Here is a 15637-nt window from a genome sequence, read left to right on the forward strand (position 1 = left end):
CATTGTCGCACAACTTGAAAAAGAAATTGCAACGAAAAGAATATTCTTGGTAAGATAGTTAAAATACATTGAATAAGGAGATCAAGAGATGGAGAAACAACATTTGATTGACATCGCCGCAAAGAAAAAGAAAGCGGCCGTCGTCTTTAAAGACGTCGCAGTGATTGACGTGTACAGTCGTGAGACGATTCGTACAGACGTCGCCATCGACGCAGGATATATCGTGGCTATTGGGGAAGGGTACGATGGAGAGGTCGAGTATCACGATCCGACGTGGACGCTTGCGCCGTCCTTTATCGATTCGCACGTCCATATCGAGTCATCGATGGTCCCCCCGCATGAATTTGCGAAAGCAGTCTTACCACTTGGTGTCACAACGGTGATTGCTGACCCTCATGAGATTGCGAATGTGAACGGAGCACTCGGGATTGAGTACATGTTAGCAGATGCGAAAGGACTTCCACTCGACGTTCGGATGATGCTTCCGAGTTGTGTACCAGCGACACCGTTCGAACATGCGGGCGCAAAACTGTATGCAGAAGATTTGGTACCGTTTTTAGGAGATCCAGGGGTGCATGGCCTAGGTGAAGTCATGGACTATCCATCAGTTGAAGCTGGAAGTGAAGACATGCTTCAAAAGATCGCGCAGACGGAACAAGCGGGTAAAGTCGTGGATGGACATGCTTCAGGTCTCAACCCCGATCAATTGAATGTATATCGCTCAGCAGGAATCATGACGGATCATGAATGTACGACTGCGGAAGAGGCGATTGAACGAGTGCGACGTGGATTCTACGTTCAAATTCGGGAAGGGTCCGTTGCTCGAAACGTGGAGAAGGTGAGCCTAGCCGTTACGGAAAGCAATGCCCACCGCTTCCTTTTCTGTACGGATGATAAGCATTTGGATGACTTGGTCGCGGAAGGTGGAATCGACTACAACATCCGTACCGCCATCAAGCAAGGGGTTAAGCCGGAAACGGCCTATGCCATCGCAAGTCTACATGCCGCAGAGGCCTATGGATTAAAAGAGGTCGGGGCGATCGCACCTGGTAAGAAGGCGAACTTCGTTATCTTGTCAGACGTCGAATCGGTAAAAATCGAACAAGTCTATGTGAATGGTACGCTCGTCGCGGAGAAGGGGAATGCGACGTTTGAATCGGAAGGAATTGAAGTGCCAAAACCGATGAAAGGTGAGCTCGCTTTACCCGAATTGACCGCCGAGTCGTTCCGACTTGCCGCAAGTGAAGAAGAAATCGATGTCATTCAAGTGCTTCCGAACAGCTTGTTGACGAAACGACAGCGTCTCACGTTCCAACCAGACGCATCAGGCGCAGATTTATTGCAGGATATCGCGACGCTTGCCGTCATCGAACGCCATCACGGGACAGGCCATATGGCTCTTGCCCCGGTAACGGGATTCGGCTTGAAACGAGGTGCCCTAGCAGCCACGGTTGCCCATGACAGCCATAACTTGGTCGTCGCCGGGGTCAGCCCGGAAGACATGTTGCTCGCGGCGAAAACGCTTGAAAAAGTAGGGGGAGGGGTCGTCGCCGTATCGGAAGGAGAAGTGCTTGCTGTCCTTCCGCTCGAGATTGGTGGACTGATGACGAAGCGACCATATCGTGAAGTGGCAGAGATTCTGGAACAGCTCAATGATGCGCTAGATGTCGTGGGAGCCCATCGTCATTTCAATCCGTATTTGACGATGTCCTTCCTCGCCTTACCGGTCATTCCTGACTTGAAATTGACCGATATGGGATTGTTCGACGTGACCACGTTCTCATTCATCAACGCTTGACTCGGTCTAACGTATGATTTTTGTTAAGAACCGCCGATAACGATTGAATGCGTGACGGGAAGTTGGTATAGTTACGTCAAGTTTCATCGGGTCAACATTGAAAGGGGGGATATTACAGATGGAACAAGTTGCTTACAATCGGTCGTATGATGAACATGAGGAATTGATCAATTCTGTATATCGTGCTTTCAAGGACCGATGCGAAGAACTACCAGAAGAAACTCAGACAAAACGTCGTTTACGACGACTCATTTTCTCTACGATTAAAGAACAGACGAAGTCTCACGCTGACCGATTCGTGTTGTATCACTTCTTCAACGACTTCTTTAAAGCGGTGGAAACGAATGACCAAGAAGCACTCGCTGTCTTGAAGCGAATCATTCGTGATGAAAAAAACTATTGATATGTGACACCAACCTGTGATAATTTAGACGTAACTTTAAATGAATATTCGTGCTATCGATGAGGTAGAGGTGCGATGCTGATGAGTAAGTAGTCGGAGGATGACAACGATGAGGACTACAAAAAGGCAGGATCGCCGAAGTGCAACACCATGTCCGTGGGGTTGTGCTGGGCTGACGGGAAATACCCGTCGGACTGCCATACATATTTACGTATGGAGCGCTCCAAGTCGGCTAAGAAAGACGGAACATCCAGCGAGGGTGTCGGCTTTGTTGCCGATGCCCTCGCTTTGCGTTTTTTTAAGCATAGGGGGGCCTCATCCTAATAAAAAAGGAGGAATTCAGCATGGTAGATTATTCAACATCGGTACTCTCACTCGTACCGGCATTACTTGCAATTATTATGGCAATCACAACACGAAAGGTCATCCCATCACTCGGTGTCGGGATCATCGCAGGAGTCCTTCTCTTGCATAACTTCAATCCAATTGATTCGATTCAATATTTGTGGTCGAACATCATCGCTTTATTCTGGGCGGATGGAGCCATCAACGAATGGAACGTCTTGTTGATTGCGTTCTTGCTCCTTCTCGGGATTTTATCGTCAATCATTCAAACATCAGGTGGCGCACGCGCATTTGGTGAATGGGCTGCGTCGAACGTCAAGACAGCACGCGGTGCACGTCTCGTCTCATTCGGACTTGGTATTTTGATTTTTATCGATGACTACTTCAATAGCTTGGCGGTCGGAAACATCAGTCGTCCACTCACAGACCGTAAAAACATCTCACGTGCAAAGTTGGCTTACATGATTGACTCAACGGCAGCACCTGTCTGTGTCATCAGCCCGCTTTCAAGTTGGGGTGCATATATCATCGCCATCATCGCAGGTATTTTGGCAAAATACTCGATTGACAGCTATTCGTCATTCTCTGCATTCATTCAAATCATCCCAATGAACTTCTATGCCGTCTTCGCACTACTCTTGACAGCATATGTGGCATTCACTGGACTTGCCATCGGACCGATGCGCACGCACGAACTTCGTGCCCTCCAAGGGGAGTTGTATGATTCGGCAAAAGGAAAGCCGATGGGAATGAGCGAAGATTTACACGAGCACGAAGGTGGAAAAGTACGTGATTTGATCGTACCAATTATCACGCTTATCATCGCGACAGTGTCAGCGATGCTTTACACGGGTGGTCAAGCGCTCGCGGCTGACGGTCAAGACTTCTCGTTGATTGGAGCCTTCGAATCGACAGACGTGACACGCTCACTCGTTGCGGGTGTTGTCATCAGTTTGATTGTCGCATTCTTGCTTCTCATTGGTCGTAAAATCCCAACACGTGACTATGGAAAAGCGGCATGGGAAGGCGTTCGTGCCATGTGGCCGGCTGTCTTGATTCTCTTGTTTGCTTGGACAATCATTGCGGTCATCAGCGACATGAAGACTGGTGAATACTTGGCGAGCTTCGTGACAGATACAATCGCTGCATCTTACTTGCCACTCCTTCTCTTCTTGATTGCCGGAATCATGGCATTCTCGACAGGAACGAGTTGGGGAACATTTGGTTTGATGCTTCCGATCGGTGCCGACTTGATCATGGCTGTTGAACCGGAACTCCTTCTCGCGTCACTTGCGGCTGTATTGGCCGGTGCGGTGTTTGGTGACCACTGTTCACCAATTTCCGATACAACGATTCTCAGCTCAACAGGAGCGGGCTCGCACCACATCGACCACGTGGTGACACAATTGCCGTATGCTATTCTTGCAGCGGTCGTGTCAGCGATCGGTTACTTGGTGCTCGGGATTACAGCATCGATTTGGATCGGATTCTTCGCTGCATTGATTTCGTTTATCGTATTGGTAGGAATCGCAGAAGTGATTTCAAAACGTGGGAAAGTACCTGCAGAACTTCGCGCAAAGCGTGAGGCGTGATATATGAAAATGACTTCCATCAAATCGATGGAAGTCATTTTTTATGTGCGGTTGTCACTGCATAAGTGAGACGGTCGAGTAGTTTACCGAGAATGAACCAAAAGGGAACTATGATGTCCAGTGATAGGCTGTGGTAATGAAGATGAATGACGTACAAAGAAAACCAAGGTGTCTCGAGCAACCAAAATGGAGGCGAAGTAGATGTGCTTGTCATCCAATCCAGATACATTCATGATGCAGATCGTGACAGCTAATAAGGTGAACCGCAGTGTCAAACTCTTTATAGAGAGACTTTCACGACAGAAAAACCTCCCTGGTCCATGTAGGAATCAAGGAGGTTACAATCATTATTTCACGTCAAGCCACTTGAAACTTGCATCGGCACCGAACGGGTGACGGTACATGTTCTCGATGTTTGAACGCTCTAAGTATGCCTCACCTTTTTGATAAATCGGAGCGATGGCAAAGTCTTCTTCGAGAAGGATGCGTTCTGCTTCTTGCATTGCTTCCCAACGTTTCATCTGATCGGCTTCTTTCTTCGCAGATTGAATCAACTGATCATATTCGTCATTCGAGTACTCCATACGGTTAAACGGTCCGTCTGTGACCCACATGTCGAGGTATGTCATCGGATCCTGATAGTCAGGGCCCCAACCAGCTGCAGAAACGTCATATTCGCCTTTCCCTTCAAGATCAAGGAAGTTTTTGAACGGTTGCTGTTTGATGTTAAGTGTCAAACCAGGCAAGTTCTTCTCAAGTTCGCCTTTGATGAACTCGTTCACTTTCTTGAACGCTTCTTCGTCACGTGAGAGGAACTCGAGTTCGATTGTTTCAACATCTAATTCTTCTAATCCTTTTTCCCACGCGGCTTTTGCTTCATCTACGTTGTAGTTGAGGAGGTCTGGATACTTCTCACGGAAGTCAGCTCCGTCTTCTGTGAACGTGAAGTCTTTCGCTACGATATAGTTCGCCGGTTGCGATCCATCTGTTAAGATGACATCTGTCACACTCTGTTTGTCGAATCCTTTCGCAAGTGCTTCACGGATGTTGACGTTTTGGAGCGCTTCGTTCTTTTGGTTGAAACGAAGGAAGTTGATTCGAGCATCGGCACGCGTTTTGAACTCGTCGCTGTCTTCGAATTGCGGAACGAATTCAGAAGAGAGGAGCGTGTAGTCCGCTTCACCCGACTCGAACAAGTTGACCCCAGTCGATACGTCTTTTACGACTTTGACGTTGATCGTGTCCATCTTGACGTTTTCAGCATCCCAATATTCAGGGTTCTTCTTGTAAACCCATCCTGCATTGTCTTGCCACTCGCTCAAGACGTAAGGTCCGTTATAGAGTGTCTTGTCGACAGATGTTGCGAACTCTTCGCCTTGCTCTTCGACGTACTCTTGTTTTTGCGGCATATACGTTGGGAATCCAGTCAAACCTAAGAAATAAGGAGCTGGTGCTTCCAATTGTACTTCAAGCGTTTTTTCGTCAATCGCTTTTGCGCCGAGGTCGTCGAGCGACATTTCACCCGCAAGGATTTTGTTCGCGTTTTTCAAGTCTTGAAGAATATAGGCATACTCTGCACCTGTTTCAGGATTGAGGGCACGTTTCCAAGAGTAAACGAAGTCTTCAGCTGTAATTGGAGAACCGTCTGACCAGTTTGCGTCACGTAACTTGAACGTGTATGTAAGTCCATCCTCAGATACTTCGACATCTTCGGCAATCCCCGGTGTCGGTTGGTTGTTCTCATCTAGACGATACAATCCTTCGAACACGTTGTTTGTCACGATGATCGATGTCGAGTCTGTTGTCAGTGTCGGATCGAGCTGCGGCAAGTCCGTCGCCGATACCATTGTGATTTCTTTTTTCGCATCGCTCGAAGATGAACCTTCTGAACTTGATGAGTCATCTCCTGTGCTACAAGCAGCCGTCGCCAATAATGCGACCCCCGATAACGCTAACCATTTTTTGTTACGCATCATACAACCTCCCGAAAATTCTGATAATTTAGAATATGTTGTAATTAAACTACATCTGACATGAATATGCAATGGAATTTTTCAAATTATCCGAAAATATAAACTTATTTAGAATGACTATTCATCAATCCTTTCAGGAAGTAGAATAGAAAAATCAACGAATGATTATACAATATTTTTGTATAGTTATTCGTACAGATAGGATAGTAGTGGAGGCGTTAACTTGAAACAACATTCAGCCGGAATCGGCTTTTTCGGTCTTGCGGCAATGGTCGTCGGGACCATGATTGGTGGAGGTGCGTTTAACCTGCCTGGTGCAATGGCACAAGGGGCGGGGGTCGGACCAGTTTTAATTGGATGGGGGATTACGGGTGTCGGCATGATTATGCTCGCCTTCGTGTTTCAGTTTTTAGCAAACACGCGACCAGAGCTAGAAGGCGGAATTTACGCCTATGCCCGTGAAGGTTTCGGGAAGTTTGTGGGATTCAACAGCGGATGGGGGTACTGGATGTCGGCTTGGATTGGGACGGTAGCCAATATCACATTGATTTTCAGTACATTGGCTTATTTTTTTCCTATATTCTCAGCAGAACACCGACTGTTTCGCTTGTTTGTGAGTGTCGTTTTGATTTGGGGCTTATTTTGGCTCATTTCACGTGGGATGCGTGAAGCGGCACTTCTCAATATCGTGACAACGATTGCGAAACTCGTCCCGATTATCTTGTTCATCGTGTTGATCCTATTCGCGTTTAAAATAGATACGTTCCAAGTCGATTTTTGGGGAGAAACAGGGTTTGTTTGGGCGGATGTGTTTCCACAAGTGAAGTCAACGATGCTCGTCACACTTTGGGCGTTTGTCGGGATCGAGGGAGCGGTCGTGTTGTCGTCGCGCGCACGTCATAAAAAAGATGTCGGTCGTGCCACGGTCATTGGTCTGATTGGAACTTTATTGATATATATGATGATTTCCATCTTCTCGTTTGGTGTCATGACACAGGAGCAACTCGCTGCGTTGCCTGAACCGTCGATGGCATATGTGTTAGAAGCGGTCGTCGGCCCGTTCGGCGCAACATTGATTAACATCGGACTGCTCGTGTCATTAACAGGCGCATTGCTCGGCTGGACGATTTTAGCGACGGAGATTTCGTACGTAGCGAGCCGAGATGGGGTGTTTCCGAAAGTATTTCACCGTTTGAATGCGAACGAGACACCGGTAAACGCGCTATTCATCACCCAAGCGTTCACTCAAGTCGTTACGGCCATCGCCTTGTTTTCAGAACAGACGTATCTCGTGCTTTCAAGCATCGCTGGAATCGCAGCACTCGTTCCTTATCTATTCTCGGCACTCTATGGATGGATGGAGGCGAAGCGGACGACGTCGCTACGGTTGATGGTCGTTTCCGGGATTGCCTCGCTATACGCCGCCTGGTTACTCTACGCTTCGGGAGTCGAGTATGTCTTGATTGCGATGATTCTATACGCACCCGGCATCTTCGTCTTTCTTTTGGCAGAACGGGAACAAGGACGACCGTTCTTGACCCGTACCCAGTCGATGATTGCCTTGATTATTCTATTATGTGCGACCTATGGCATTTATGGACTTTGGACAGCCGCGATTGCCCTATAAGAAAACTCACCGGCGTCTCAAGCGTCCGGTGAGTTTTTTGATGATCGGAGTAATTGTTCGATTACACTTGGTGAAGCAGGTCTCGCATATAAATAGCCCTGGAAAGAATCGCAATCTGTCGACTTTAAGTGTGCCAACATCTCTTCATCTTCGACTCCCTCTGCGACGACGTGGAGATTTAAACTCTTCCCAAGATGGACGATGACATCGAGGAGATGAGATTTGGACGCCATCCAATCATCGAGAAAGACTTTATCGATTTTGAGTTCATCGACCGGGAAGGACTTCAAATACTGCAAGGACGAGAAGCCTGTTCCGAAATCGTCAATCGACAGTCGATAGTTCAAGCGCTTGATTTGTTCCATGCGTTCGATGATTTCATCAGTTTGTTGCATGACAAGACTTTCCGTGATCTCCAAAATGACGTCTGCCGGGTCGAGCTGGAGTTGTTGCTTGATGTTTCGTAACGTATTCAAAAAACTGTCGCTTCGGAATTGATTAGGCGAAATGTTGATTGCCATCGAGAGCGGTTGATCGAACTCGGCTTTCCAGGCTTTCAGTTGTTTCGTTGCCTCTAAGATGACCCAGTTGTTGATGGGAACGATGAGTGCCATCTCTTCCGCGAGCGGAATGAACTCTGAAGGCGGGATTTGTCCCAGTTCGTCGTGATGCCAACGAAGGAGTGCCTCAAAACCGATGAGCCGGTCTGTGGCAAGTTCATACTTTGGTTGATACTCAAGATAAAAATGCTTTTCTTCAAGGGCTCGGTACATCGCCTTCTCAATATGGATTTGTCTCGAGAAAGCGGCATCCATATCTTTTGTCACAAATTGAATCGTACCGACGCCAATCTGTTTCCCTTTGAAGAGGGCACTTTCAGCACGTGTATACAGTTCCTCGAGTGAACTTGTCGAAGACGGATAAAATACGCATCCGATCGAAATCGATACCATGATGGAGTGATGGTAAATCCGGAACGGACGTTGCAGTTCGTGTTGCAGATGTCGGAGTACTTGGAACACTTCTTCTTTCGATTCCTCGAAGAACATGACACCGAACAGTCCGCCCGTAGGATGGAATAAAAGAGCGGATTCCGGAATAAGATGCAGTGCGCGCTCTTTGATTTGGATGAGAAGTTCGTTCCCAACGCGAGACCCGAATGACTCATTGATAATTTTGAAGCGGTCGATATCAAACAAGGCAATATGAAGGAGACCTTCTCGCTCATCGATTTGTCGAAGGATTGAGTCGTAGCGACGTAAAAACCCTTTTTTATTATAAAGTCCGGTCAACTCATTTTGATAAGCGAGGAACTGGACTTCTTTTTCAAGACGTTTCTTTTCCGACACATCAAATCCGAATGCGGTATATTGAATCACTTCATTCTTCTCACTAACAATCGGTACGACAGTCAAGTTAAGCCAACACGGCTCTGACTCATGTTGCTTACAGGAGATCGGCATCTCACCGTTCCAAATCCGATTGGTCGCAAGTGATTTTAAAACGTTACGCGAAATCCCGTCCTGTTCACTTGAATCATGAATGAGTTCGAACCATTCGCGTCCGATTAGCTGTTGCTCCGTCGCATCGAGTAGACGGCATAACGAAGGATTGATGTCTACAATCTCGCCTTTCGCATTTGTCGCCAAGTAATGCGTGGACTGTTTGATCATCTCTTGAAAATGATGAAGTAGATTGAACTGTTCTGTACTGATGAGCGGTCCAAATCCTTTTGGGAGAAACGCTAAAAAATAACCATAAATCCCTTCGAGCGAAAAAGATTGCAGGTAGGCAGTCGCATAGATGACGGAGCCATCCTTATGTTGAAACGGCGTCATCGCCGTTGTCGAGAATGGATATTGAAGGAGGAGCGGCGACCATGTTTCGAGAGCATGATCTAATTGCCGGACGACCGGCAGCGGTTGATGGAGGACTTCGTCACGTTCCCAGCCGAATAAAACTTCGGCATGCGTATTCCATAATAGGACCGTACCATCTTGAGAAATATAACAACACGGAACAGATAAAGCATCGATGAATTCATCTACTGGTAAATCACGCAATGAAGCCACATCATTTCCTCCAATCTGTCATGCTAAATGCATATTCTAATGTCAGTGTACCTGATTTTGCCAATTCAAGGAATGCTTAAGTTCGTCATTGTCAAAAGAAAGAGGGACGTCATATACTGAAAGAGTAAGATAGTTTTGAATAAGGGGGAAACAATATGTCAAAAACACATGATGTGATTGAATTGACAGAGAAGTTCGGGGCACATAACTATCATCCACTACCGATTGTCATTTCGGAGGCGAAAGGGATTTGGGTAACCGATCCTGAGGGGAATCGCTACATGGATATGTTAAGTGCATACTCTGCTGTCAATCAGGGACACTGTCATCCGAAGATCATCCAAGCGCTTAAAGATCAAGCGGATAAGATCACGTTGACGTCGCGCGCCTTTTATAACGATCAACTCGGACGTTTTTACGACAAAGTGGTAACGCTTACAAAGAAACAGATGGTGTTACCGATGAACACGGGTGCAGAAGCGGTCGAGACGGCCGTGAAGACAGCACGTCGTTGGGCATATGACGTGAAGGGCATTCCGGGACAAGCGGAAATCATCGTCTGCTCAGGAAACTTCCATGGACGGACGATGGCTGCTGTGTCGATGTCGACAGAAGCGGAATATCAGCGTGGATTCGGACCATTATTGCCAGGGTTCAAAGTTGTGCCATACGGTGATATCGACGCGTTCGAAGCGGCGATCACAGAGAATACAGCTGCGTTCATCGTTGAACCGATTCAAGGGGAAGCTGGAATCATCATTCCGCCGGCTGGTTATTTGAAGCGGGCATCTGAGCTCTGTAAAGAACATAATGTCCTCTTCGTCGCAGATGAAATTCAGTCTGGACTTGGTCGTTCTGGAAAGTGGTTTGCCATCGAGTGGGAAGACGTCACACCGGATATGTATATTCTCGGAAAAGCACTCGGAGGCGGAGTCTTCCCAATCTCATGTGTTGCAGCTGATCAGGAGATTCTTTCGGTCTTCAACCCAGGCTCGCACGGGTCGACGTTTGGTGGAAACCCGCTTGCTTCGGCTGTCTCCGTCGCGGCTCTTGAAGTGTTAGAAGAAGAAAACCTACCGGAACGTTCGCTAGAACTCGGGACGTACTTCATGGATCGCTTGAAGTCGATCGACAATCCGATGATTCGTGACGTTCGCGGACGTGGACTCTTTATCGGCATTGAGTTGACGGAGTCGGCTCGTCCTTATTGTGAGGCGCTAAAAGAGCGGGGACTTCTCTGTAAAGAAACACATGAAACCGTGATTCGATTGGCACCACCGCTTGTGATCACGAAAGAAGAACTCGACCAAGCATTCGAAGCAATCGAAGCCGTATTGGCTCCCGCAGCTATTTCGTAAGAAGCGTCAGCTTGGTATAATGAAGTCAGTTCAATCGACACCTGCCTAGCAGGTGTCTTTTTCGTGGAGGAGGAGTTGAATGATTTACGTATATGTCGGATTGGCAGGGGCGGTCGGTGCTTTGGCACGCTATGGCCTTGGTATGATGATCGATTCGATTGGACCGAGCGCATTCCCGGTTTCGACATTGCTCATCAATCTCAGCGGTAGTTTTTTGTTAGGGTGGTTGACTCACATGTTTCTTCGAACGGGTAAACTTTCTCCTCAATTCGTCACGATTGTGGGGACTGGAATGATTGGTTCCTTCACTACATTCTCCACGTTTAGCGTTGAAACGATTCGATTATTAGACGAAAGTCGGATAGGGTTGGCGCTTCTATACGTCTTTTTGAGTATCACGCTTGGACTCGGGAGCTCATGGCTTGGTTATCGTGTCGGCGTGAGACGAAAAGGTGAGGTGAAATAGAGTGACAATTATGTGGATTGCGACAGGTGCCTTTTTTGGTGCGATGTGTCGTTTTGCTATCGGTCAACTGATGAAACGGTGGTCTGATTCCACCTTTCCATTTGCAACATTATTCGTCAATGTGTCGGGTTCGTTTGCTCTTGGGTATTTATATGCCCACACGAGCCATCCGTCGCTCCTTCTCTTTTTAGGGATTGGATTTTTAGGGTCGTTTACGACGTTTTCGACTTTGAAACTTGAATTGATGCGGTTTGCGACAAAAGACTGGATTCGATTCGGACTTTATCTCCTTGCCACATATCTGTTTGGAATACTGGCTGCTTATATCGGCTGGTCAATCTGAAACAACGCCCCTTCCATCTCGAAGGGGCGTTGTTTTATTCTGCAAGTTGAAGCTTCTCGGTACATGAAGCACAAGTCGTTTCGTATGATTCGCACTGTTCATCCATATGCTTCCCGCATTCCTGGCACGTTTTGTCCGGTAGTTTTTGATAAAACTCGACAGATGATTCGAGTCGGCTCGCCCATTCATTCATATGAAAATGCCTCCTTCGTAGATGTGTCACAGTATTGGTTGTTGTCATGATTGTATTATAACAGATGACATTAAGTCAACCATAATATATAACAGATATATTCAGGATTTTTTGCTACACTATACACATCAAAAGACGAGGTGAAAAAAATGAAAGTGCCACAGTGTGAAACGATTGGAATTCAATCAGAGGACGTTCCAACGCTACAAACCGCCTTGGCGCAATTAGATGCGCCTCGAGTCAGTCGTTTGTTTAAAGCGTTCGCTGATCCGACCCGTCTAAAAGTGCTGTATGTGTTGACGCTCGAACATGAACTATGTGTATGCGATGTGGCGGCCGTTATCGGTCACTCTAACGCGACCGCATCTCACCATTTACGGACATTACTCGAACAAGGGTTGGTAAAGTATCGTAAAGAAGGGAAAGTCGTTTATTATTCATTGGATGATGAGCATGTGAGACAGCTCGTTGAAATTGCATTGACACACAGTGAAGAACAAAAAGACGTTTAAGTTCAATGACCGTCCCCATTCGAGGGGCGGTCATTTTTTTGGTACTTGTCTTCGATTAAAATTCACGTTACGATATATTCAAATGAACGTTTGAATGTTAGGGGGATATGATGAGAAATCGAGACGTACTTTCTGTGTCCGGTATTACCTGTACGAATTGTGCAGCTAAGATTGAGCGAGATGTATCGAAACGTGAAGAAGTCGCATCTTGTCAAATTGATTTTGCGACGAGTCGTATGGTGATTGAATGGGTGGACCCGTCGAACCGTGACAAGATGCTTCAGTCAATTGAGCAGACGATGGGGCGGATTGAACCGGGAGCGAAGTTTGTAAAACAAGATGATGATCAAACCGAAGGACGAGATTGGACGCTTTGGAGATTTCTCACAGCCGCTCTTATTTTTTCGATGGCCATTTGGACAGATTCGACTTTAGGATTCATTGCGGCATATTCACTTGCTGGCTACGACGTCGTATACGGTGCGGTCCGGAACGTATGGAACCGGGAATGGTTTGACGAGAAATTTTTAATGACCATTGCGACAATCGGGGCATTCGCCATTTCAGAATACCCGGAAGCGGTAGCAGTCATGCTGTTTTATCAGCTCGGTGAATACGTGCAAGGACGGGCGGTACGCGCCTCCCGAAAATCGATTCAGTCCTTGTTGAATATGAAACCGACCCGGGCGCGTGTACTCGAGGCGGGTCAGGAAATGGAACGATTGCCGGAAGACGTGTCGGTTGGGTCACATCTCGTCATTCGTTCAGGAGAACTAGTCCCGATGGACGGATTCGTCGTGAGTGGGGCGAGTTCCCTAAATACATCGTCTATGACAGGTGAATCCGTTCCAAGGCAAGTGAGCGCGGGCGAGGAAGTGTTGGCAGGTATGGTCAATATCGAGGGGCGCCTCGTCGTTGAAACGACGAAACTCGCGGCTGAGTCGAGCCTTCAAAAAATGATTGCTCTCGTCGAAGAGGCGAATGGAAAGAAAGCAAAAACGGAACAAATGATCACACGATTGGCAAAAGTCTACACGCCGATCGTGGTAGTCATGGCTACACTTGTCGCATTCATTCCACCCTTGTTTGTCGGGGACTTAAATGAATGGATTTACCGGGCCTTGATTTTTCTCGTCATCAGTTGCCCGTGTGCACTTGTGATTTCTATCCCGTTAGGTTATTTCGGGGGGATCGGTTCTGGATCGAAACAAGGGATTCTTGTAAAAGGTGGCGAGTTCCTTGACACGTTGACTGAAGTGGATACAGTGGTCTTCGACAAAACAGGGACATTGACGACCGGGCGATTTGAAGTGACCGATATCGTGACGACAGACGGCATCACTAGCGATGAACTGTTACGGTTAGCTGCCCGTGTCGAACAAGCATCCAATCATCCTCTTGCGCAAGCAATCGTCCGTCGTGCTGGGGAGGTTCAATCGTTTGATTCGATTCAAGAGGAGCCGGGATATGGTCTCCGTGCACGAGATGGTGACGACGAGGTGTATGTAGGGAGTGCCCGTTACATGGAACGGTTAGGTCAAGTGATTGCAGATTCGTCAATCGGGACGAATGTACATGTGATGAAGAATAATCGTTGGCTTGGACGAATCGAACTGATGGATACGGTAAAGCCGGATGCGATGGCTGCAATCGAACAATTGAAACGAATCGGAATCCAGACGGTCATGCTATCTGGAGATCGTCGAGAAGTCGCTACAAAAATTGGCAAGCAACTCGGATTGGATGAAGTACGAGGGGAGTTGCTGCCGCACGAGAAAGTGGAGGCAATCGAACGGATGCTCGGAACGCGTAAAGTTGCTTTTGTCGGGGATGGTATGAATGATGCGGCGGCTTTGGCCCGGGCAGACGTCGGTCTCGTCATGGGTGGCGTCGGAAGCGATACAGCAGTCACGGCGGCGGACGTGGTATTGATGCATGATGCGCCAACGGATGTCATTCGGGCCATTGAGCTAGGCAAACGAACGAAGCGCGTCGTCTGGCAAAATATTTTCTTTGCCTTTGGAATCAAAGCACTTGTCATGCTTTTAGGATTGTTCGGCATCGCAACGATGTGGGAAGCGGTATTTGCGGACGTGGGAGTGGCGCTTCTTGCCATCGCGAACGCGACGCGGTTACTTCGTATGACATCATGAAAGAAGTGTCTCGGTTTTGTACCTGAGACACTTCTTTTTTTATTCGATTCTGTCGTGATGCGTTTTAATGCGCAACAACATAAAGGTGAGGATGACAATAATAGCAAGAAGTAAAAAAGTGATGGTGAAAAGGACTTGTGTCAAGAAAGATACTTGATTCTCTGCCGCAATCAACTCTTTATGAATGTCTTTGTATTGCATTTGTTTGAGAGACCGTAAATCTTCTAAAATCGTTTGCCGAAGTTCTGTCATCGTTTCTGCGACAGCCGTCGCTTTCACTAAGTCGCCTTCTTCATAGATGACGAGAACGCGATCGGCTTCCTTTTCCCAAATGGCATCTCGTTCGAGTAAATCGAGGACAGAGCTCGGTGTGTCCGGGTCATCGATGATGGATTGTTTAAGGTCTTTGGCTTGTCGAGACATGCTATAGTACATCTCTAAAAAGTGTCGGTCTTCATATGCGAGTAATCCACGGATGGCATTTGCCCGTTCGACGTTATAATACATCACGTCTTCAATCGATTCATAGGAGTCGAGTTGTTCGCCTTGAATGGTTTCGAGACGCTCATTTGTTTCTTTCAATTGAAAAATAAAAATAAAAATAATCGAAATAGATAAGATTGATAAACTGATCCATAATAAAATCCACTTTCGTTGTGACATCGTGACCCTCCTTTCTTCTACATCGTACATGATTTTGTAAAAAACGACAGAAAATATTTTTTTGAAAAAGGAAAAAACGGGGAAATGTATAATCATTAAGAGTAGTGTCTCTTGATGAGAGAAGACAATTAGATGCATA

13 protein-coding genes and 1 riboswitch are annotated in these 15637 nt (G+C 47.0%); of the genes, 9 read left to right on the forward strand and 4 right to left on the reverse strand.

From position 1 onward, the window contains the following. Positions 1–88: 88 nt before the first annotated feature. The 3 genes from ade to KOG47_RS12455 all read left to right on the forward strand — a co-directional run bounded on the left by ade (position 89) and on the right by KOG47_RS12455 (position 4138). Positions 89–1798 carry an adenine deaminase gene (ade, locus tag KOG47_RS12445; RefSeq protein ID WP_215244330.1) on the forward strand — a complete coding sequence of 570 codons (1710 nt, stop codon included), beginning with the start codon at positions 89–91 and terminating at the stop codon, positions 1796–1798. Positions 1799–1916: 118 nt separating this feature from the next. Continuing rightward, the gene (locus tag KOG47_RS12450) at positions 1917–2201 is read left to right on the forward strand and encodes a hypothetical protein (RefSeq protein WP_015880753.1); all 285 of its coding nucleotides are present in this window, start codon (positions 1917–1919) and stop codon (positions 2199–2201) included. 57 nt (positions 2202–2258) lie between these two features. Beyond that, a riboswitch (Lysine riboswitch) is annotated at positions 2259–2433 on the forward strand. A 112-nt stretch (positions 2434–2545) separates the two neighbouring features. Beyond that, on the forward strand, positions 2546–4138 hold the full coding sequence (locus tag KOG47_RS12455) for a Na+/H+ antiporter NhaC family protein (RefSeq protein ID WP_215244331.1): 1593 nt from the start codon (positions 2546–2548) through the stop codon (positions 4136–4138). 347 nt (positions 4139–4485) lie between these two features. Here KOG47_RS12455 and KOG47_RS12460 read toward each other — a convergent pair whose 3' ends face one another. Further along, positions 4486–6111 carry a peptide ABC transporter substrate-binding protein gene (locus KOG47_RS12460; RefSeq protein WP_215244332.1) on the reverse strand — a complete coding sequence of 542 codons (1626 nt, stop codon included), beginning with the start codon at positions 6109–6111 and terminating at the stop codon, positions 4486–4488. Between the two features lie 223 nt (positions 6112–6334). On the opposite strand from KOG47_RS12460, the gene KOG47_RS12465 reads away from it, so the two are divergent. After that, positions 6335–7738, forward strand: coding sequence for a basic amino acid/polyamine antiporter (locus KOG47_RS12465; protein ID WP_215244333.1), 1404 nt, complete (start codon positions 6335–6337; stop codon positions 7736–7738). A 17-nt stretch (positions 7739–7755) separates the two neighbouring features. On the opposite strand, the gene KOG47_RS12470 is transcribed toward KOG47_RS12465, so the two are convergent. Next, on the reverse strand, positions 7756–9810 hold the full coding sequence (locus KOG47_RS12470) for a sensor domain-containing protein (protein ID WP_031420968.1): 2055 nt from the start codon (positions 9808–9810) through the stop codon (positions 7756–7758). Between the two features lie 155 nt (positions 9811–9965). Between KOG47_RS12470 and KOG47_RS12475 the strand changes: the two genes are divergently transcribed. From KOG47_RS12475 to KOG47_RS12485, 3 genes are all read left to right on the forward strand, one after another. Further along, a complete protein-coding gene (locus KOG47_RS12475; protein WP_015880758.1) occupies positions 9966–11168 on the forward strand; it encodes an ornithine--oxo-acid transaminase in 1203 nt (400 codons plus the stop codon). 79 nt (positions 11169–11247) lie between these two features. Further along, entirely contained in the window at positions 11248–11634 is a 387-nt protein-coding gene (gene crcB, locus KOG47_RS12480; protein ID WP_215244334.1) for a fluoride efflux transporter CrcB, read from the forward strand. A 10-nt stretch (positions 11635–11644) separates the two neighbouring features. After that, the gene (locus tag KOG47_RS12485; protein WP_078147891.1) at positions 11645–11977 is read left to right on the forward strand and encodes a fluoride efflux transporter FluC; all 333 of its coding nucleotides are present in this window, start codon (positions 11645–11647) and stop codon (positions 11975–11977) included. Between the two features lie 34 nt (positions 11978–12011). Here KOG47_RS12485 and yhfH read toward each other — a convergent pair whose 3' ends face one another. Next, complete coding sequence (gene yhfH / locus KOG47_RS12490) at positions 12012–12170, reverse strand: protein YhfH (protein WP_015880761.1); 159 nt, start codon at positions 12168–12170, stop codon at positions 12012–12014. A 149-nt stretch (positions 12171–12319) separates the two neighbouring features. On the opposite strand from yhfH, the gene KOG47_RS12495 reads away from it, so the two are divergent. Then, positions 12320–12682, forward strand: coding sequence for an ArsR/SmtB family transcription factor (locus KOG47_RS12495; protein WP_015880762.1), 363 nt, complete (start codon positions 12320–12322; stop codon positions 12680–12682). Between the two features lie 110 nt (positions 12683–12792). Continuing rightward, positions 12793–14835: a heavy metal translocating P-type ATPase gene (locus KOG47_RS12500; protein WP_214691461.1), complete on the forward strand. Its 2043-nt coding sequence runs from the start codon at positions 12793–12795 to the stop codon at positions 14833–14835. A 39-nt stretch (positions 14836–14874) separates the two neighbouring features. Here KOG47_RS12500 and KOG47_RS12505 read toward each other — a convergent pair whose 3' ends face one another. Then, the gene (locus tag KOG47_RS12505; protein ID WP_078146294.1) at positions 14875–15498 is read right to left on the reverse strand and encodes a hypothetical protein; all 624 of its coding nucleotides are present in this window, start codon (positions 15496–15498) and stop codon (positions 14875–14877) included. Positions 15499–15637 lie beyond the last annotated feature (139 nt).

The organism is Exiguobacterium sp. s121, from assembly GCF_018617245.1.
Lineage (GTDB): Bacteria > Bacillota > Bacilli > Exiguobacteriales > Exiguobacteriaceae > Exiguobacterium > Exiguobacterium profundum.

Bases quoted from the DNA above. Each gene is read 5' to 3' on its own strand.
- KOG47_RS12485 (WP_078147891.1), top strand. From the start codon at position 11,645: ATGTGGATTGCGACAGGTGCCTTTTTTGGTGCGATGTGTCGTTTTGCT.
- KOG47_RS12455 (WP_215244331.1), top strand. From the start codon at position 2,546: ATGGTAGATTATTCAACATCGGTACTCTCACTCGTACCGGCATTACTT.
- crcB (WP_215244334.1), top strand. From the start codon at position 11,248: ATGATTTACGTATATGTCGGATTGGCAGGGGCGGTCGGTGCTTTGGCA.
- KOG47_RS12495 (WP_015880762.1), top strand. From the start codon at position 12,320: ATGAAAGTGCCACAGTGTGAAACGATTGGAATTCAATCAGAGGACGTT.
- KOG47_RS12505 (WP_078146294.1), bottom strand. From the start codon at position 15,498: ATGTCACAACGAAAGTGGATTTTATTATGGATCAGTTTATCAATCTTA.
- KOG47_RS12475 (WP_015880758.1), top strand. From the start codon at position 9,966: ATGTCAAAAACACATGATGTGATTGAATTGACAGAGAAGTTCGGGGCA.
- KOG47_RS12460 (WP_215244332.1), bottom strand. From the start codon at position 6,111: ATGCGTAACAAAAAATGGTTAGCGTTATCGGGGGTCGCATTATTGGCG.
- ade (WP_215244330.1), top strand. From the start codon at position 89: ATGGAGAAACAACATTTGATTGACATCGCCGCAAAGAAAAAGAAAGCG.
- KOG47_RS12450 (WP_015880753.1), top strand. From the start codon at position 1,917: ATGGAACAAGTTGCTTACAATCGGTCGTATGATGAACATGAGGAATTG.
- yhfH (WP_015880761.1), bottom strand. From the start codon at position 12,170: ATGAATGAATGGGCGAGCCGACTCGAATCATCTGTCGAGTTTTATCAA.
- KOG47_RS12500 (WP_214691461.1), top strand. From the start codon at position 12,793: ATGAGAAATCGAGACGTACTTTCTGTGTCCGGTATTACCTGTACGAAT.